General features: G+C 68.7%; 20 protein-coding genes. 5 read left to right on the top strand and 15 right to left on the bottom strand.

Translation table 11 applies throughout. The features are described from left to right. Positions 1-1,429, bottom strand: a 1,429-nt coding sequence (gene murJ, locus D7V77_RS13695) for a murein biosynthesis integral membrane protein MurJ (protein WP_233596971.1), incomplete at its 3' end; no start/stop codon positions are given. Positions 1,430-1,666: 237 nt separating this feature from the next. Between murJ and D7V77_RS13690 the strand changes: the two genes are divergently transcribed. From D7V77_RS13690 to D7V77_RS13670, 5 genes are all read left to right on the top strand, one after another. After that, the gene (locus D7V77_RS13690) at positions 1,667-2,155 is read left to right on the top strand and encodes a ferritin family protein (RefSeq protein WP_120576724.1); all 489 of its coding nucleotides are present in this window, start codon (positions 1,667-1,669) and stop codon (positions 2,153-2,155) included. A 63-nt stretch (positions 2,156-2,218) separates the two neighbouring features. Beyond that, a complete protein-coding gene (gene encA / locus D7V77_RS13685; protein ID WP_120576723.1) occupies positions 2,219-3,091 on the top strand; it encodes an encapsulin nanocompartment shell protein EncA in 873 nt (290 codons plus the stop codon). A 24-nt stretch (positions 3,092-3,115) separates the two neighbouring features. Continuing rightward, entirely contained in the window at positions 3,116-4,540 is a 1,425-nt protein-coding gene (locus D7V77_RS13680) for a sigma-54 dependent transcriptional regulator (RefSeq protein WP_120576722.1), read from the top strand. Positions 4,541-4,615: 75 nt separating this feature from the next. Further along, on the top strand, positions 4,616-5,647 hold the full coding sequence (locus D7V77_RS13675; protein ID WP_120576721.1) for a M23 family metallopeptidase: 1,032 nt from the start codon (positions 4,616-4,618) through the stop codon (positions 5,645-5,647). 78 nt (positions 5,648-5,725) lie between these two features. Further along, on the top strand, positions 5,726-7,018 hold the full coding sequence (locus tag D7V77_RS13670; RefSeq protein WP_120576720.1) for a hypothetical protein: 1,293 nt from the start codon (positions 5,726-5,728) through the stop codon (positions 7,016-7,018). A 30-nt stretch (positions 7,019-7,048) separates the two neighbouring features. Here the strand turns inward: D7V77_RS13670 and rsmI are convergent, their stop codons facing one another. The 14 genes from rsmI to sdhB form a co-directional block, all read right to left on the bottom strand. Then, positions 7,049-7,882, bottom strand: a complete 834-nt coding sequence (gene rsmI, locus D7V77_RS13665; protein ID WP_120576719.1) for a 16S rRNA (cytidine(1402)-2'-O)-methyltransferase — start codon at positions 7,880-7,882, stop codon at positions 7,049-7,051. 13 nt (positions 7,883-7,895) lie between these two features. Next, entirely contained in the window at positions 7,896-8,261 is a 366-nt protein-coding gene (locus D7V77_RS13660) for a YraN family protein (protein WP_120576718.1), read from the bottom strand. A 36-nt stretch (positions 8,262-8,297) separates the two neighbouring features. Next, positions 8,298-10,208: an ATP-binding protein gene (locus D7V77_RS44710; protein ID WP_233596970.1), complete on the bottom strand. Its 1,911-nt coding sequence runs from the start codon at positions 10,206-10,208 to the stop codon at positions 8,298-8,300. Positions 10,209-10,309: 101 nt separating this feature from the next. Continuing rightward, complete coding sequence (gene rplS, locus D7V77_RS13650; RefSeq protein ID WP_120576717.1) at positions 10,310-10,708, bottom strand: 50S ribosomal protein L19; 399 nt, start codon at positions 10,706-10,708, stop codon at positions 10,310-10,312. Between the two features lie 119 nt (positions 10,709-10,827). After that, positions 10,828-11,565: a tRNA (guanosine(37)-N1)-methyltransferase TrmD gene (gene trmD / locus D7V77_RS13645; RefSeq protein WP_120576716.1), complete on the bottom strand. Its 738-nt coding sequence runs from the start codon at positions 11,563-11,565 to the stop codon at positions 10,828-10,830. Beyond that, positions 11,562-12,113 carry a ribosome maturation factor RimM gene (rimM, locus tag D7V77_RS13640; RefSeq protein WP_120576715.1) on the bottom strand — a complete coding sequence of 184 codons (552 nt, stop codon included), beginning with the start codon at positions 12,111-12,113 and terminating at the stop codon, positions 11,562-11,564. The genes trmD and rimM overlap by 4 nt, the downstream gene beginning before the upstream one ends. Further along, positions 12,110-12,394 carry a KH domain-containing protein gene (locus D7V77_RS13635; protein ID WP_120576714.1) on the bottom strand — a complete coding sequence of 95 codons (285 nt, stop codon included), beginning with the start codon at positions 12,392-12,394 and terminating at the stop codon, positions 12,110-12,112. The genes rimM and D7V77_RS13635 overlap by 4 nt, the downstream gene beginning before the upstream one ends. A 23-nt stretch (positions 12,395-12,417) precedes the next feature. Continuing rightward, on the bottom strand, positions 12,418-12,678 hold the full coding sequence (rpsP, locus tag D7V77_RS13630; protein ID WP_014397299.1) for a 30S ribosomal protein S16: 261 nt from the start codon (positions 12,676-12,678) through the stop codon (positions 12,418-12,420). A 102-nt stretch (positions 12,679-12,780) separates the two neighbouring features. Further along, the gene (gene rlmN, locus D7V77_RS13625) at positions 12,781-13,911 is read right to left on the bottom strand and encodes a 23S rRNA (adenine(2503)-C(2))-methyltransferase RlmN (protein ID WP_120576713.1); all 1,131 of its coding nucleotides are present in this window, start codon (positions 13,909-13,911) and stop codon (positions 12,781-12,783) included. A gap of 88 nt (positions 13,912-13,999) precedes the next feature. After that, positions 14,000-14,815 carry a siderophore-interacting protein gene (locus tag D7V77_RS13620; RefSeq protein ID WP_120576712.1) on the bottom strand — a complete coding sequence of 272 codons (816 nt, stop codon included), beginning with the start codon at positions 14,813-14,815 and terminating at the stop codon, positions 14,000-14,002. Positions 14,816-14,965: 150 nt separating this feature from the next. Continuing rightward, positions 14,966-15,391 (bottom strand): nucleoside-diphosphate kinase, encoded by a 426-nt coding sequence (ndk, locus tag D7V77_RS13615; RefSeq protein ID WP_120576711.1) that lies wholly within the window; start codon positions 15,389-15,391, stop codon positions 14,966-14,968. A 42-nt stretch (positions 15,392-15,433) separates the two neighbouring features. Next, positions 15,434-16,330 carry a succinate--CoA ligase subunit alpha gene (gene sucD / locus D7V77_RS13610; protein ID WP_120576710.1) on the bottom strand — a complete coding sequence of 299 codons (897 nt, stop codon included), beginning with the start codon at positions 16,328-16,330 and terminating at the stop codon, positions 15,434-15,436. Positions 16,331-16,362: 32 nt separating this feature from the next. Further along, positions 16,363-17,523, bottom strand: coding sequence for an ADP-forming succinate--CoA ligase subunit beta (sucC, locus tag D7V77_RS13605; protein WP_120576709.1), 1,161 nt, complete (start codon positions 17,521-17,523; stop codon positions 16,363-16,365). A gap of 262 nt (positions 17,524-17,785) precedes the next feature. Further along, on the bottom strand, positions 17,786-18,592 hold the full coding sequence (gene sdhB / locus D7V77_RS13600; protein WP_120576708.1) for a succinate dehydrogenase iron-sulfur subunit: 807 nt from the start codon (positions 18,590-18,592) through the stop codon (positions 17,786-17,788). Between the last annotated feature and the right edge of the window lie 34 nt (positions 18,593-18,626).

The raw sequence follows: 18,626 nt of genomic DNA, 5'->3' as shown, positions 1-18,626 counted from the left end.
CCCCCACCCCGGGCATGGGGCCCAGGAGGCTGGTGAGGCCCTGCTTGACGGCCAGGGCCACGAGCCCGCCCACCACCGCCGCGACGTACAGCCGGGGCAGCAGCCCCGAAGGCGGGCCCACGGGCCCTACGATGGAGCGCAGTTTGCGGCGCAGGAGCGTGGTCTCCACCCAGGCGACGATGCCGCTGGACAGGGTGAGGAACGCCGCGCCCAGCTCCCGGGGCAGGCCCAGCCGCTCCGGCAGCCACAGCGCCAGGAACCAGGCCTTCACGGTCCCCAGGGCCACGCGCACGATGGCGTAGCGCAGCGGCGTCTTCGGATCCTTCAGCGCGTAGAAGGCGGAGGCGTAGAGCCGGCCCACGGTGGACGCCACCAGGCCCACCGCCGCGCCCATCAGCAGGTACCAGAGGTAGCGCGAGTCCGAGGCACCGAAGCGGCCCGTCTGAAGGAGCGCGCCGCTCACCAGGTCCCCGAGGAAGAAGAGCGCGACGGCGGAGGGCACCACCCAGAAGGCGATGCGCCGCGAGCCCGCGTCGACGCGGCTTCGCAGCTTCGAGTGCGCCTGGGCATCCCCTTCCGCCGTGGCGCGCGCCATCTCCGGCAGCTCCGCGGCGGACACCGCCATGCCGAAGAGGCTCACCGGGATGAGGTAGATGGTCTGCGCGTAGAGGAGCGAGGACAGCGCGCGGTTGGAGATGAGCGACGCGAAGGCGGTGTCCACCCACGCGCTGAACTGCACCACGCCGCGCCCCAGCACCACCGGGCCGAAGTTCTTCAGCACCTGGCGCACGGAGGCGCTCGCCAGCGACACCACCGGGCGGAAGTGGCCCAGCAGGCGCATCACCGTGGGCACCTGCACCGCGAACTGGAGGAAGCTGCCCAGCACCACGCCGTAGGCCAGCCACTCCGTCACGGCTTCTTCCGCGGCGCGGCCCCCGGACGTGCCGTGCAGGCTGCCCACCACCAGCAGTGTGGCGATGATGACGACGTTCCACACCACGGGCGCCAGATAGGACAGGAGGAAGCGCCGGTGGCTGTTGAGGATGCCCAGGCACCACGCGCTCAGCACCAGGAAGCCCGTGCCCGGGAAGAGGATGCGCACCAGCCGCACGGCCAGGTCGCGCTCGCCGCCGTCGAACCCCGGCGCGATGAGGTCCACGAACAGCGGCGTGGCCAGCATGCCCAGCGCCACCATCACAGCGGTGGCCATGGCCAGCAGGCCGAACACCGCGCCCGCGACCCGGTCGGCCTCGTCCGCGTCCTTCTTGCCCAGCAGCTGGGCGTAGACGGGGATGAAGGAGCCCGACAGCACGCCTTCGCCGAAGAGGTTCTGGAGGAAGTTGGGGATGCGCAGCGCGGCCTTGAAGACGGCGGCGGCCTCCGCGTTGCCCAGGTAGTGCGCGAAGACCCGCTCGCGCACCAGGCCCATCAACCGCGACGCCAGGATTCCAATGGCCACCAGCGTCGCGCCCCGGCCTCCCGCGCTGCGTTCAGGGCTGGACGGAAGAGGGGCGGCCGGAGAGTCGGGCTGGGACTGCGGGACAGGTGCGGGGGCGGTCACGAAGAGGCGAACTCTATGTCCCCCGTTCTTCGGCATGCAGCAGGAAACCCTTCGACCGCTGTTTCACTTGACGCTCACCTCACAGGTTGCGAGGGTCCGCCCCCAATGGCCGGAAAGTCCGACACCGAGCGGTCCGACGTCGCGCGCATCCGCGCCGTCCTGGCACGCGAACTCGAGACCATCAACGAGTACGAGGCGTTCGCCGAGGACTCCTCCCTCCCAGAGGTCAAGGCCTTCTTCCTCCACCTGGCGGCGGAGGAGAAGGAGCACGTGTCCGAGGCGACCCACATGCTCCGCATGCTCGACAAGGGCCAGGACGCGCACTTCGCCAAGCCCTTCGTCCCCGGCCACTTCCAGGGCGCCGTGGGGGGTGTCCCCGCGGAGCCCGCCGTGCCCGCCGCCGAACCCGCGCCCCTGGTGACGCGCGCGCCGCCCTCGGTGGGCCGCCTGGCGAACGAGCCCCTGACGTCCCTTCCGCCTCAACGCCTCATCTACGGCGTCCCCGCGCCGCCGCCTTCGGCCAACGGCCATCCGCTCACCATCGGCAGCCTGCGCCGCGGCGGTGGAAGCGGTGGCTCCAGTGGCGGTCGTTAGAACCCTTTTGTTTCCTGCCTTCTCCTCTCCCCTCCTCTGCCGCCGCTCGTGACGGAGACACCGATGCCTGACTTCCTTGGACATGCCGAGAACCCGCTGCGCGAAGAGGAGTGGGCGCGCCTCAACGAGACGGTGATCCAGGTGGCTCGCCGTTCGCTGGTGGGCCGCCGCATCCTGGACATCTACGGGCCGCTGGGCGCGGGCGTGCAGACCGTGGCCTACGACGAGTTCCAGGGCGTGTCCCCGGGCGCGGTGGACATCGTCGGGGAGCAGGAGACCGCGATGGTCTTCACCGACGTCCGCAAGTTCAAGACCATCCCCATCATCTACAAGGACTTCCTGCTGCACTGGCGGGACATCGAGGCGGCGCGCACGCACAACATGCCGCTGGACGTGTCCGCCGCCGCTGGCGCCGCCGCGCTGTGCGCGCAGCAGGAAGACGAGCTCATCTTCTACGGCGACCAGCGCCTGGGCTACGAGGGCCTGATGACGGCCAACGGCCGCCTCACCGCCACGCTGGGGGACTGGACGGCGCCGGGCGGCGGGTTCCAGACCATCGTGGAGGCCACGCGCAAGCTCAACGAGGCAGGCCACTTCGGGCCCTACGCCGTGGTGCTGTCGCCGCGCCTGTACTCGCAGCTGCACCGCATCTACGAGAAGACGGGCGTGCTGGAGATTGAAACCATCCGCCAGCTCGCGTCAGACGGCGTCTACCAGTCCAACCGCCTGCGCGGTGAGTCCGGCGTGGTGGTGTCCACGGGCCGGGAGAACATGGACCTGGCGGTGGCCATGGACATGGTCGCGGCCTACCTGGGCGCCAGCAAGATGAACCACCCGTTCCGCGTGCTGGAGTCGCTGCTCCTGCGCATCAAGCACCCGGACGCCATCTGCACGCTGGAAGGCGCCATCCCGGCCGCTCCCCCAGCGCGCCGTTAAGTCGCGGTCCCCGCGCGGAGACTCATGGCCAAGGTCCTGGTCATCGATGACGAGACGAACCTGCGCAAGGTGCTGGCCGCCCTGCTGCGCCGCGACGGGTTCGACGTCACCGTGGCGGAGAACGGCGAGCAGGGCCTGGCCGAGTTCCACAAGAACGGCGCGGACATCGTCGTCACCGACCTGGTGATGCCCAAGCTGGGCGGCATGGAGGTCCTCGCCGCCGTTCGCACCGCCAACCCGGACGTGCCGGTGATCATCATCACCGCGCACGGAACCGTGGACTCCGCGGTGGAGGCCATCAAGGCGGGCGCGTTCGACTACATCACCAAGCCCTTTGATCAGGCGGAGCTGTCCTCCGTCGTGTCCAAGGCCGCCAAGACGAACGAGAGCGCCAAGCGCTCCGTGCGCGCGGACCACAAGGCCCGGTCCGCCATCATCGGCGAGTCGCCGCAGATCCAAGACGTCTACAAGATCATCGACAAGGTCGCGGACACGCCCTCCACGGTGCTGATCACCGGGGAGAGCGGCACGGGCAAGGAGCTCATCGCCACCGCGCTGCACGGCGCGTCCAGCCGCCGCGACAAGCCGTTCATCAAGATCAACTGCGCCGCCATCCCCGCCACGCTGCTGGAGAGCGAGCTGTTCGGCTACGAGAAGGGCGCCTTCACCGGCGCAGTCACGTCCAAGCCCGGCCGCTTCGAGCTGGCCGACGAGGGCACCCTCTTCCTGGACGAGATTGGCGAGATCCCCGTCGAGATGCAGGTGAAGCTGCTGCGCGCGCTCCAGGAGGGCGAGTTCGAGCGCGTGGGCGGCATCAAGACGACGCGCGTGAACGTGCGCCTGGTGGCAGCCACCAACCGCGACCTCCAGGCGGAGATCGAAGCGGGCCGCTTCCGCAAGGACCTGTATTACCGGCTGGCCGTGGTGCCCATTGGCCTGCCCGCGCTGCGCGAGCGCCGCGGCGACATCCCGATGCTCGCCTCGCACTTCGTGGACAAGTACAACCGGCGGCTCCACAAGAAGATCGAAGGCATCGCCGACGACGCGCTCGCGCTGCTCCAGGCCTATGCGTGGCCGGGCAACATCCGCGAGTTGGAGAACCTGATTGAGCGCGTGCTGCTCTTCGCGGACGGTCCCCTCATCACCGCGAAGGACCTGCCGGAGCCGGTGCGCGGGGGAGCGGGCGTGCAGGCGGGGGCACAGGTCGCCGCCTCGCTGGGCACGCTGGACGTCCCTGTGGGCGAGGTGGGCCTCAAGGACATCGTGCGAATGAAGGCCGCGGAGCTGGAGCGGGACCTCATCGTCAAGAAGCTGGACGAGACGGGCGGCAACGTCACGCGCGCCGCGCGCCTCCTGCAGATCAGCCGCAAGTCGCTCCAGACGAAGATGAAGGAGTTCGGCCTGCGCGACACCACCCCGGACGGTCAGGACGACGGCCCGGACGAGTAGCCTGGGGGGCCGAAATATCGCCCTTTCGCCAGCGGTTTCGGCCCCCGCGTACCTTCTTACCCTCAGGGAGCCTGAATGCGGCCGAATCTTCCCACCCTCGGTGGACCACCGAAGCGCAATCCCTTCGGACCGGTGGTTGCCGTCTCCGTCATCCTCGGCGCGGCCGCGGGTGGCGTGTGGTGGTGGAAACAGCGCATGGCGGATGTCCCCATGGACGTCGCCTCGCAGACCGCGTCCGCGCTGGACGCCGGCACCGTGGCCGCGGCCCCCGTGGCCCCGCCCGCGCCCACCGACCCCGTGAAGGCCGCGGGCCTGGAGCGCGTGTCCATCCGCATCGAGGGCCCGCTGGAGACGGCGCTCGTCCAGGCCTCCGACTCCACCGTGGGCCCCGCCCTGGCGCAGGTGGTGACGCGCACGCTGGTGTGGTGGGTGCGAGTCCCCGGCGAAATCCTCCGGGGAGACACGCTGGACGTGCTCTTCCAGCGCCGCCCCAACGAGGAGCCGCTGGTGTACGCAGTGCGCTTCGTGAGCGGCAAGACGGGCCAGACGCACCGCGCCTACCGCTTCACGCCCGCGGGTGAGGTGAACTCCCGCTACTACCTGCCGGGCGGCGACGAGCTGGAGCTGCGGATGGAGAAGTCGCCCATCGACAGCTACGAGCAGATCACCTCGCTCCTGCGCGACGGCCGCGGCCACAAGGGTGTGGACTTCCGCGCGCCGGTGGGCACGACGGTCCGGGCCCCCTTCGCGGGCGTCATCAAGCGCAAGAACTGGAACTTCGGCAGCAACGGCAACTGCATCGAGCTGGTGGAAACCGGGGGCAAGGGCCGCCGCGCCCTCTTCCTGCACCTGGCGGAGCTGCCCCGCACAGTCCAGCCCGGGATGCGCGTGAACGCGGGCCAGGTCCTGGCCCAGAGCGGCAACACGGGCCACTCCTTCGCCCCCCACCTGCACTACCAGCTCATGCTGGGCGAAAACCGCGTACTGGACCCCTTCGACCAGCACAAGACCTTCCGCGCGTCCCTGGCGGCCGCACAGAAGGGCGCCTTCGACACCGAGGTCCAGCGGCTGGATGGACTGCTGGGAACGTCGGTCGCGGGGAAGTAAAGCCCCACCCATTTCTTGACACTCCTCCGACGGCACGGCTAGCTGGCAGGCCTGAGCCGTGGTCGTCGGAGGTAGTGGATGCACAGGTTTCGTGCCGTCATCGCCGCGCTGACGCTGGGCGTGCCTTTCGCCGCCAGCGCGGCGGAGATCACTCGGATTGCTTCCTCGTTCGAGGATGATGATCCGTTCGACCTCTTCCTCGACGTGGGCTTCGAGCGCACGCAGACGCGCGCGAAGATCGTCCGCGAGCAGCTTCGCGACGGCGACGCCACCAACGTCCCGGAGGTCAACGAGCTCTGGTACAAGGGCGTGGACGCGCGGCTGAATCTCGCCGTCGCCTTCGGTCTGTGGAAGGACCTGGAGTTCAGCTTCAAGCTGCCCATCGTCTTCCAGCAGAACGAGACGTGGAACTTCGTCTCGGGAACGACCCAGGGCAACTCCACCATCACGAACAGCTGCTTCAACGCGGACGGATCGCTCTATCTGGACGGGGTCGAGGGCTGCGTGGGCCGGCTGTTCCAGGTGCCCCAGGAGAGCTACCGCGGCGGCCTGGGCAACGTGCACTTCGGACTGGCGTACGCCTTCTTCAACCAGGAGAAGGACGACACCAAGCCCACGTGGATCGTCGGCATCGACTACGAGGCGCCCACCGCCAAGCAGCGCGACCCGAGCCTGGACAACACCGACCCGGACGGCGATCGCGGCAACGTGGGCGACCGCGTCCACAAGTACCAGCTCTACACGACCTTCTCGCGGAAGATGGGCGTGGCGGAGCCGTACTTCAAGGCGTCCCACACCATCCCGGTGCGCGGCCCCGGCGCCTATTCCAACTGCGACCAGTCCAGCGCCCCCCCCCCGGGTAACCTGGGTGCCCCGTACAACTGCTACCGCGAGCCGTGGACCCGCCAGGAGACGGGCATCAAGGCCCCCTCGCAGACGGCGCTCACCTTCGGCATGGAGCTGGTGCCGTTCGAGAACGCGGCGAAGTCCCAGAAGTTCACCCTGGACCTGCGGCTGCTGGGCAACTACGTGGGCCGCGGCCGGTACTACAACGAGCTGAGCTCCGCGCTGCGCAAGCTGCTCACCTCCGACGACTACCTCCAGGTGGGTGGCCAGGTGGGCATCACCGCGCGTGCAGCGGAGGCCTTCACCATCCGGGCCTCCGGCAACTTCCTCTACAACACGGACCACCTGCTCACGACCGAGGCCATTGGCCAGGACCTGAACGGCGACGGCACCGTGGACACCGCCGTGGGCTCGCCGGAGCTGAACCCCACGTTCGACTGGCGCTACGACCTGGTGTCCCGCCGCTTCCGGGCCATCCAGAGCACCACGTTCCGCTTCGACCTGGGCGCGACCTTCAGCTTCTGAAGTCCCGCCCGGAGCAGCGGTGGGCCTCCCCTACCGCTGCTTCAGCCCCAGGCCCAGCCGGTACACCTCCTGGCCGGGCCACCCCGCGCGGCGGGCCAGCTCCGTGCTCAGCGGCTTGAGCTTCTCGCCGCGAGCCAGTCCCGCTTCCAGCGCCCGGCGCAGCTCGTCCTCGCTCCAGCGCTGCTCGCCGGTGCGGCCCTCCACCAGCACCACCACCTCGCCCCGGGTCTCCTCGCCCGCGTAGCGCGCCACCAGCGCGGACAGCGGCCCCCGGACGAACTCCTCGTGCAGCTTGGTCAGCTCCCGCGCCACGCATGCGCGGCGGTCGCCCCAGGCCTCCTGCAGGTCCACCAGCGTCTCCGCCAGACGGCGCGGGGACTCGTAGAGGACGCAGGTGGCGGACAAGGGGGCCACCTCGTCCAGCATGGCCCGGCGCTCCGGCCCTTTGCGCGGCAGGAAGCCCAGGAAGTGGAAGCGCCCGGTGGGCAGGCCCGAAGCGCTCAGGGCGGCCACCAGCGCCGTGGGGCCGGGCACCGGCTCCACCTTCAGGCCTCGCTCCAGCGCCTCCGCCACCAGCTTCTCGCCCGGGTCGCTGATGCCAGGGCTGCCTGCGTCGGTGACGAGCGCGCAGTCCTCCCCCGCCTCGATGCGGTCCAGGATGCGGCCGGCGCGCTGCCCCTCCGCGAAGGCGGGCAGGCTCACCAGGTCCTTCCCGGTGATGCCGAAGTGGTCCAACAGGATGCGCGAGTGCCGGGTGTCCTCGCACGCGAGGAGGCCGACGGTGCGCAGCGTCTCCAGGGCCCGGGCGGTGACGTCCCCCAGGTTCCCGATGGGCGTGGCCACGAGGTAGAGCGTTCCAGCCAAGGGACGGATTCCTTTACATGCCAGCGTCGAAGGCGGCGGGCAGGTGCTCCACCCGGGCGTGCTCGCCCTGGCCCACGACGGAGATGACGTCAAAGCGCACCATGCGCCCGTCGATGCCGTTCTGGAAGAGGTAGTGCAACGCGGCCTTCACCACCCGGCGCTGCTTGGCGAAGGACACGGTGTGCGACGGGTCTCCCCACGCAGAGGAGGAGCGCATGCGCACCTCCACGAAGCACACGAGCTCCCCTTGCTCCGCCACGATGTCCAGCTCGCCGTAGCGGCACGTCCAGTTGCGCGCCACCACCCGGAAGCCCTGCGACTCCAGCAGGCGCACGCCCTCCGCCTCCGCCACGTCGCCCACGTCCCGCCGCGTCCCCATTTCCGTCCCCGCCGCCCCTCGTGATTCCGGCGGCGGCTAGACGTTAACGGTGCCGTCCGACATCTGGCCGAAGCCCGGGTGGGCGGTGACGTGCAGGACCTGCGTGAGCGTGCCCAGGTGCTTGAGCATGCGGGCGACGAGGGGCAGCTTCGCCTCGTCCACGCCCGTCAGCACGTCGTCCAGGAGGAAGGGGCGCTTCACCCGGGCGCACGTCTTCTCCACCACCGTCAGGCGCAGCGCCAGGTAGTAGAGGTCGATGTCCTTCGGGGACAGCTCGCCCACCGGGATGCGGCTGTTCTGGGTGAGCAGGAAGGCGTTGCCCTCGCGGTCCCACTCCACGCCCTGGTAGCGCCGGTCCGTGAGCGCGGTGAGGTACTGCACGCAGCGGTCCTTCAGGAGCGCCTGCACCGACAGGATGTCGGTCGTGAGCACGTCCGCGGCCTGCGACAGCACCAGGGGGGACGGATCCTCCAGCGGATCCACCGGCACCGGCGTCTGGCCAGGAGCCGCGGCCACCTGCACCGGAGGCGCCTTCGCCAGCGCGATGGACTCCTTCAGCCGCGACAGCTCCCGCTCCACCTCGCGCAGGTCGCGCACGTAGGTGCCCTTGGCGGTCAGCTCCGCGTTGAGCGTCTCCTGCTGCGCGCGCAGCTCCTGTCCGTCGCGTATGGCGGCCTGAAACTCGGGGGAGGACTCGTACTCCTCCAGCTGCGTCTGCAGCTCTCCCAGCCGGATGCCGAGCAGATCCTTCTGCTCCAGCGCGGCGGGGATCTCCGTGTGGGACTCCAGGTTCAGGGCCTTGATGGCCATGCGCACCGGAGCATCCTCGAGCTCGAACTCGTCGAGGATCTTCTTCTGCCGTGCGTCCTTGCGGTTGTCCTTGGAGCCCTTGCGCGTGGCGTGCTGCAGGTCGTCCACGTAGCGCAGCGCCATCCACGCGGCCGTGCCGAAGGCGGGGATGTTGATCAACGCCAGGTAGCGCCACATGGGCTGCGCCGCGACGATGCCCAGGCCCACGCTCAGGCCCATGAAGAGCACGCCCGCGCCCAGGCCGCCCCAGAAGAAGCGGTTCTCGGTGAGTGGCGGCACCTTCAGCGACGCGTCTTCCTGCTCCGGCTCGCGGTCCGTTTCCAGCCGCGCCAGCGCCTCGTCCCGCCGCGCCACCGCCTTCGGATAGCGCTTCACGCGCGTGAGGATGTCCAGCGGTAACCCCATCGACTCCGGCGAGGGCGCCGCGCGCCAGGCGGCCTCCGCGCGCGAGATGGCCTCCTTGAGGCCCTCGCCACCCTTGAGCTTCGAGTCCGCCTCGAAGATGAGCGATGCCAGCTCATCCACCTTGAACTGGAGCTGATCCACCTCCTTCGCGGTGACGAGCTCCTTCTGCAGCACCTTCACCTTCGCCTCGGCGGCCGGGACGTCCTCCGCCGGCGCCACCTGGGAGGCGGCCGCCAGCGACGGCGTGGCCCCGGAGGCCTTCGCGCCCGCGGCAGCGGCGGCCTTGGCCACGCTCTTGCGAGGCCGGCGCGACGGCAGCATCACCAGTTGGAGGCAGTACACCTGTTCGAAGGTGGTGCGCGGAGGCAGGCCCGCCTGGCCGCGCAGGTACTGGTTTATCTCCGACACGTCCGTGGACACGAGCTCTGGCTGGCTGGTGGCGGGATTGAGCCGGTGCAGCGATCCGGAACCTCCCAGCTCGCGCAATATCCGGTACGTCATCCCGTCCTGGCCCACGAACGTCAGCGCGGCCTTGCCGGAGCGTCCCGCCGAGCCCACCAGGCTTGAGTCCCCGCCGCGGCCATCCGCGAACAGCAGCGACAACGCCACGTTCGCCAGCGGCAACACGTCCGCCGTGGGCGGCTTGAGGATCAGATACCCGCTCTTCAGCGGGAAGCGCCCGGCGGGAGAGAACCCGCGGACGTTCTGGATGGCGACCTCGACGAAGTGCATGGCGCGCGCAGTCTAGCCCGAACGAAAAAAGGAGCGTCCAGTGAAGGACGCTCCTTGTCTCACGCGGCCGCGAAGGCCGCGAGAGGGTTTCTGCGGACCTACTAGCCCGGAGCGACGGCGGACTTGGCAGCCTTGGCGGCGAGCTTCTCCGGGTCCACCAGCACGTCCACGCGCGAGGCCTTGCCCTTCAGATCGCGGAGGTAGAACAGGCGCTTGCGGTTCACGTCGCCGCGGGTGAGGACTTCGATCTTCTCGTAGCGCGGGCTGTGGATGGGGAAGATGCGCTCCACGCCGACGCCGAAGGACATCTTGCGCACGGTGAAGGTCGCGCGGTTCGTGCCCTTGGTCTTGCGGATGACCACGCCCTCGAAGGCCTGCACGCGCTCCTTCTCGCCTTCCTTGACCTTCCAGTGGACGCGAACGGAATCACCCGTGCGGAACGCGGTGATGTCCTTGCGCAGGAACTTGTTTTCGACGTGCTCGATGAGGCTGCGGCGCATAACGGACTCCAGAAAGCGGAACTTGACGCGTAGGACGCGTGGAAAAGAGCGGGCCGTCCTAGCAGAGACCGCCGGGACGAACAAGCCTGCAACGAAGGGTTCCGCGAGAACACTGAGGGTTACAACGCTTCTTCTTCCCTGGCGAGCAGTTTCTGATCCGCTTTGCTGAACACCAGCCGCGCGAACAGGTCAGGCCGCCGCTCCTGCGTGAGCTTGATGGCCTTCCACCGGCGCCAGCGGGCAATGCGTGCGTGATCGCCGGACTGGAGGGCGGCAGGCACCTCGGCTCCCCGGAAGACAGGCGGCCGGGTGTAGTGCGGATGCTCCAGGAGGTTCTCCTCGAAGCTCTCCGCCACGGAGGACGCTTCGTTGCCCAGGACGCCCGGCACCAACCGCGCCACCGCGTCCACCACCGCCATGGCCGCGACCTCCCCGCCCGTGAGCACGAAGTCGCCCAGGGACAGTTCGCCGTCCAGGAAGGGCATCACCCGCTCGTCCACGCCTTCGTAGCGGCCGCAGACGAGGATCAGACCGGCCTCGTGCCGCGCCAGCTCCCGCGCCGTGGCTTGCGTGAACGTGGGCCCCCGAGGGCTCATCAGCAGCGCCTTCGCCCCGGGCTGACGCGCCCGGGCTGCTTCGATGGCGGCCACCAGCGGCTCGGGCTTCATCACCATGCCGGCGCCGCCGCCATAGGGTGCGTCGTCGGTGACGCGGTGCTTGCCCTCGGCGTAGTCGCGCACGTCGGTGAGCGTGACGGAGATCAGCCCCTTCTCCTGGGCCTTCCCGAGGATGCTCGCGCCCAGGTAGCCGGACACCATCCCGGGGAACAGCGTGAGCAGCTCCACGCGGTAGCTCACCCGCCGTCTCCAGACTCCTCCGGCGGCGCGTCCGCCTCCAGATACTCCGGAGGCCGGATCACGATGCGCCCCGCCGGCACGTCCACCGCCGGCACGAACTCATCCGCGAAAGGCACCACCAGCTCCGGCCGGCCCTTCGCGCGGATCACCAGGTTGGGGACTTCACCGGTGGCCCAGACCTCCTCCACCGTGCCCAGGGAGGCGCCCTGCTCGTCCACGGCGTTCAACCCCACGAGGTCGCCCTGGAAGAACTCGCCCTCCTCGGGCGGATCCAGATCCTCGCGATAGACGAACACCTTCGCGCCCACCAATGCCTCGGCGGCCGTGCGGGACGCCACGCCCTCGAAGAACACCAGATCCTCCTTGTTGGCGGGACGGAAGGTCTCCAGGGCGTACTCGCGCTCCTCGCCGGAGCGCAGGCGCAACCAGACACGCTCGACGGTGCCGAGCGTCTCCGAGGCGGGGTCGAAGCTTCTGACCGCCACCTCGCCGCGCAGCCCGTGCGCACGGGCCACGTAGCCCAACTCCAGACAGTCCTGCGCGCTCACTGCGCGGCGTCCGGAGCGGGCGGCGCCGGGGGAGAACCCGGAGCGCGGCGATCGTCGAGTATCTCCAGGCGGACCTTCTGGCCCTGCTTCTGGGCGGCGGCGTTGATCAGCGTCCGGAGGGCGTTCACGGTGCGCCCATCACGACCGATGACCTTGCCGACGTCCTCGGGGGCGACCTTCAGCTCATAGAGCCGACCGCCATCCGCCTCGGAGATGCGTAAGGTGACCTGGTCGGGTTGATCAACCAGGGCCTTCGCCAGATACGTGAGCAGCGGCTCCACGTCTTGTCCAGACGGGGGCGTGCTCAGGCGGTGGTCGCCGGAGCCTGCTTCTTCGCCGTCTTGATCAGGTCCGCGACCGTCTCGGAGGGCAGCGCGCCGCTCTTCAGCCAGTAGTTCAGCCGCTCCTCGTTGAACTGCACCTTCGCGGGGCTGTGGTTGGGGTCGTAGGAACCGACCTGCTCCAGGAACTTTCCGTCACGCGGGCTGCGCGAGTCGGTGGCAACCACGTGGTAGTACGGCATCTTCTTGGCGCCCGCGCGGGCAAGACGGAGGACAACGGCCATGGAACGCTCCAGCGAAATCGTGTGACTTCTACGGTAACAGTGCGGAGGGCGCGCTCTTAGCGCCCTGCTGACTGGATTGTCAAGGAAGCTCGGGTGCTTATGTCACGTCGGGGCTTCCGCGGCCGTCTCGTCGCGATTGGCGAGCTGACCACAGGCCCCGGCGATGTCCCGGCCCCGGTTCTTCCGGATGTATGCCGCGACGTGAGCCTCGGCAAGGATGGCCCGGAATTCCTCGGCCCGCTGCTCGCCCGTCGTCTGGAACCCCAGGCCGGGGTTCTCGTTGTACGGGATCAGGTTCACCTTCGCCGGGATGTCGCGCAGGAGCTCCTTCAGCCGGTGCGCGTCGTCGTCGGTGTCGTTGAATCCTTTGAGCAGCACGTACTCGAAGGTGATGCGGCGGCCCTGGCGCAGGGGGAACTTGCGGCAGGCATCCAGGAGCGCCTGGATGTTCCACTTGCGGTTCACCGGCATCGTCTGGCTGCGCTGCTCGTCCGTGCTGGCGTTGAGCGAGATGGCCAGCTTGACGTCCGTCTCCTGGCCGAAGCGCTCAATCATGGGCACCAGGCCCACGGTGGAGACGGTGATGTGCCGGTGGCTGAAGTTGGGCCCCTCCTCCGACTGGAGGATGGCGAGCGCCGTCTTGAGGTTCTCGAAGTTGTGGAGCGGCTCGCCCATGCCCATGAACACCAGGTTCGTGAGCGGACGGAGCGTCTCCAGGCCCTCGTTGCGGCGCACCTCGCGGTTCACCGCGTGCACCTGGGCGACAATCTCCCCCGCCGTGAGGTTGCGCTTGAGGCCCAGCGTGCCCGTCATGCAGAACGTGCAGGCCATGGCGCAGCCCACCTGAGTGGACACGCAGAGCGTCTTGCGGTCCTCCGCCGGCATGTAGACGGACTCGATGAAGCGCCCGTCGCGCGTCTTGAAGCGGTACTTGATGGTGCCGTCGACGCTGCGCTGCTCCAGGTCCTTCACCAGCGGGACGATCTCCGCCTTGACCTTGAGCTTCTCACGCAGGACCTTGGACAGGTCCGTCATCTCCTCGAACGAGGTGGCGCCGCGCTGATGCAGCCAGCGGTAGAGCTGCGCCGCGCGGAACGGGCGCTCGCCCAGCTGCTCGCTCAGGAACAGCGCGAGCTTCTCGCGCGACAGGCTGGCCACGTCGACCAGCTTCGCGGGGGCCGACACCGGCAGGGGCTCGGTGACAGGAAGGGCTGTGGCGGTAGGCTCGGACATCGTTCAGTCGGGGCTAACGGAGGGCAATGGGGCGTGCTTCCCACAAGAAGGCACGGCAAGTCAAAGGAGTGCCCGCCCCCTCCCCTGCCTACCCCTTCGAGTCGTGGTGCTCGGCGACGCCGCGCTTCCAGTAGCCCGTCACCCGCATCCAGCTCTTGTTCAGACCGCGCTCGTTCACCAGGTGTTCCCGGATGGGCTTGAGCGACGTGGACTCGCCCGCCACGAACACGAACCCGTCCCCGGAGGGCTGCGTCCAGGCGCGCAGCGCGTCCTCCAGGTGCTTCGTGGTGCCGGCCTCCGCGCTGCCCCGGTGCAGCCAGGTGACCTTCACGTCCGCCTTGCTGGCGATGGGCTGCTCCTCCGCGGCGTCCGCGACCTCGATGAAGGCGAACGCGCGCTTGCCCGCCGGAAGCTCTTCCAGGCGCCGTGCGATGGCCGGCAGAGCGCTCTGGTCCCCCGCGAGCAGGTACCAGTCGAAGTCGTCCGCCACGTCGTGCGTGCTGCGCGGACCGCCAATGCCCATGTAGTCGCCGGGCTTAGTCTGCTGCGCCCACAGCGACGCGGGGCCCTCGCCGTGCAGCACGAAGTCGATGTCCAGCTCCCCGGCCTTCGGGTCGAAGCGGCGCGGCGTGTAGTCGCGCGACGCCGGCTTCTCCAGCCCCTCCGGCATGGACAGGCCGTGGGGCCCCACCACCGGCATGTTCGGCTTCTTCACGCCGGGCTTCGCGAAGAAGCACTTCACGTGGTCATCCGCGCCGGGGGACGTGAAGCCCTCCAGCTCCGGGCCGCCCAGCGTCACGCGCACCATGTGCGGCGACAGCCGCGTCACGCGAAGGACTTCCAGCAACCGCAACTTCACCGGGAACGGCCCACGACGGGCCACGCGCTCTGAATCGCCGCTCATGCGTGCTTCCTTGCCGATTGTGATTTTCATTATCGGTAGCAAGGACCGCCCGGCAGGGCAACCGGATACGGAGCGCGGAAAAGACGACGGCCCGGGTCCGCGCCTCGTGGGGCGTGGACACCGGGCCGCTGTCAGCAGGCTGGACGCTGCCTAGTACTTCTGGAGCTCGGTCTCGCGGAAGAAGTACGCGATCTCGTTCTTCGCGTTCTCCAGGCTGTCCGAACCGTGCACCGTGTTCGCGTCGATGCTCTGGGCGAAGTCCGCGCGGATGGTGCCCTTGTCGGCCTTCTTCGGATCCGTGGCGCCCATGAGGTCACGGTTCTTCAGGACGGCGTTCTCGCCTTCCAGGGCCATCACGACCACCGGTCCGGAGGTCATGAACGAGACCAGGTCCTTGAAGAAACCCCGGGCGCTGTGGACGGCGTAGAAGCCTTCCGCTTCCTTCTGCGACAGCTGCTGCAGACGGATGCCGACGGGCGTCAGGCCCGCCTTCTCGAACCGGGCGATGATCTCCCCGATGTGGTGGTTCTTCAGCCCGTCCGGCTTGATGATGGACAGCGTGCGCTCGATGGCCATGGTCGTTGGCTCCTCGTGTGTGTGTCGTGTGAAAGGTTCGGCTTAGCGCTTCGGGGGGCCGCGCTTGACGGCCTCCTGCAGCGTGGTGCCCAGCTCGGCGGGGCTGGCGGCCATCAGGATGCCCGCGGCCTCCATCGCCTTGATCTTCTCCCCGGCCGTGCCCTTGCCGCCGGAGATGATGGCGCCCGCGTGGCCCATGCGCTTGCCCGGGGGCGCGGACTGACCGGCGATGAAGCCGGCGATGGGCTTGGTGAACTCGCGCTTGACGTACTCGGCGCCCTCTTCCTCGGCGCTGCCGCCGATCTCACCGATCATGATGACGGCGTCCGTCTCAGGGTCGGCCTGGAAGAGCTTCAGCACGTCCACGAAGTTGGTGCCGTTGACGGGGTCGCCGCCAATGCCCACCGCGGTGGACTGGCCCAGGCCCAGCTGCGTCAGCTGGTGCACGGCCTCGTAGGTCAGCGTGCCGGAGCGGGACACCACGCCGATGCGGCCCGGCTTGTGGATGTGGCCCGGCATGATGCCGATCTTGCACTTGGCGCCGGGGGTGATGACGCCCGGGCAGTTCGGCCCGATGAGGCGCACGCCCGGCTTGCCCTGCAGGTAGCGCTTGGCGCGCACCATGTCGTTGACCGGGATGCCCTCGGTGATGGTGATGATGAGGGAGATGCCGGCGTCCGCGGCCTCCATGATGGAGTCAGCGGCGAAGGGCGGCGGCACGAAGATGACGGACGTGTTCGCGCCCGCCTGCTTCACCGCGTCGGCCACCGTGTTGAACACGGGGACCTTGCCCTCGAAGGAGGTGCCGCCCTTGCCCGGCGTGACACCGCCCACAATCTTCGTCCCGTACTCCAGCATCTGCTTGGCGTGGAACGAGCCCGCCGATCCGGTGATGCCCTGGACGAGGACCTTCGTGTTCTCGTTGACGAGGATGCTCATGGCGTTCTTTCAGGAAAGAGGGAGCGAAGGCCCTACTTGATGGCCGCCACGGCCTTCTCGGCCGCCTGGCGCAGGTTGTCCGCGGGGGTGATGGCGAGGCCCGAGTTGCGGAGCAGTTCCTTGCCCTGCTCCACGTTGGTGCCTTCCAGGCGCACGACGAGCGGGATCTTCAGCTGCACTTCCTTCGCCGCCGCGATGATGCCGTCCGCGATGACGTCACACTTCATGATGCCGCCGAAGATGTTGACGAGCACCGCCTTGACCTGCGGATCCGCGAGGATGAGCTTGAAGGCCGCCGTCACCTTCTCCTTGCTCGCGCCGCCGCCCACGTCCAGGAAGTTGGCCGGAGCGCCGCCCACCAGCTTGATGGTGTCCATGGTGGCCATGGCCAGACCCGCGCCGTTCACCATGCAGCCGATGTTGCCGTCCAGCGCGATGTAGGCCAAGTCGTGCTCCTTGGCCTGCGTCTCGCGGGGCTCCTCCTCCGCCAGGTCGCGGTACTCCAGCAGGTCCTTGTGCCGGTAGAGCGCGTTCTCGTCGAAGGTCACCTTCGCGTCGAGCGCCACCACGCCGCCGCTCTTGCGGATGACCAGCGGGTTGATCTCCACCAGGGACGCGTCCGTCTCCATGTACATCTTGTAGAGTGCGGTGCAGAACTGGACGAACTTGTTCACCGTGGGGCCCGACAGGCCCAGCCCGAAGGCCAGCTCGCGGCCCTGGAAGTCGGCGAAGCCCACCGTGGGGTCCACGACGGCGCGGAGGATCTTCTCCGGGTGCTTCTCCGCCACTTCTTCAATCTCCACGCCGCCCTCGGTGGACGCCATGAAGGTGACGCGGCTGGTGGCGCGGTCGAGCGTCACGCCCAGGTACAGCTCCTGGCCGATGTCGAGACCTTCCTCGATGTAGACCTTGTGGACCTTCTGCCCTTCCGGGCCGGTCTGGATGGTCTTGAGCATCATGCCCAGGATCTGCTGGGTGAGCGCCTTGGCCTCCGCGGGGCTCTTGGCCAGCTTCACGCCGCCGCCCTTGCCGCGGCCGCCTGCGTGGATCTGCGCCTTCACGACGACGACGGGCGTGGCGAGTTCCTTCGCCGCGGCCTCCGCCTCATCGGGAGAGAGCGCGAGGATGCCGCGCGGCGTGGGCACGCCATACTTCCGGAAGAGTTCCTTGCCCTGGTACTCGTGGATCTTCATCGAATCTCCGGGTGGGACGAGGGGAGACGAGGACAACCCCTACACGGGGCGTCAACGCGGGCCCTCATTGCGCAGAAAACGACGGATGGCAAGGCCGTTTGGCCTCCAGCGTCGCGACGGGACACAGGCGTGTGCCTCCAGGGATAACACCCGGTGTCCGGGCGAATGAGGCGACCTTCACGCAAACGGCCCCGCCCGGCGCCCCCGTGACAGGAGGCGCAGGCACGGGGCCGCGAGGAAGCCAGGTCAGCGTCCGGGAGGGTTAGCCCGGACCGGCGGAGGCCTTCTGCTCCTCTTCCTTGAAGAAGATGTCCTTGATGATCAGCTTGCTCACCTCGCGGTTCATTACCGCGATGGAGGTGGTGAGGGGGATCTCCTTCGGGCAGACCTTCACGCAGTTCTGCGCCTTGCCGCAGTCCTGGATGCCTCCGGGGCCCATGAGGGCGCGCGTGCGCTCCTCCGCGTTCAGCTTGCCCGTGGGGTGCATGTTGAACAGGCGGGCCTGGCTGATGGGCGCGGCGCCGATGAAGTCGTTGTCCAGCGTCACCTGGGGGCACGCCTCCAGGCAGCTGCCGCAGGTGATGCACGTGGACAGCACGTACATCACGGAGTGGTCCTTCTGCGACTGGCGCGGGCCGGGGCCCAGGTTGTACGTGCCGTCGACGGGGATCCACCCCTTCACGCGCTTGAGCGACTCGAACATGCGGTCGCGGTCCACGGTGAGGTCGCGCACCACCGGGAACTTCTTCATCGGCTCCAGGGTGATGGGCTGCTGGAGCTTGTCCACCAGGGCGGAGCACGCCATGCGCACCCGGCCGTTGATGTTCATGGCGCAGCTGCCGCACACCTCCTCGAGGCACGCGGAGTCCCACACCACGGGGGCCACCTTCTTGCCCTCCGCGGTGACGGGGTTGCGCTGGATCTCCATCAGGCAGGAGATGACGTTGGCGCCCTTCGCATAGGGAACCTTGAACTCTTCGAAGTGCCCGGGCTTGTTCGGGTCATCCTGCCGCCAGATGCGGAAGGCGATGGTCTTCGAGCTGACGGCGCTGGCCTGTGCGGTGTCCATGGTGCGGCTGCCCTTCCCTTCACTGCCAAATCAG

It is taken from the genome of Corallococcus sp. CA041A (genome assembly GCF_003612075.1).
Taxonomy (GTDB): Bacteria; Myxococcota; Myxococcia; order Myxococcales; family Myxococcaceae; genus Corallococcus; species Corallococcus exiguus.
Note: the sequence above shows the minus strand (reverse complement) of the source record. Positions and strands in the feature narration are given on the sequence as shown.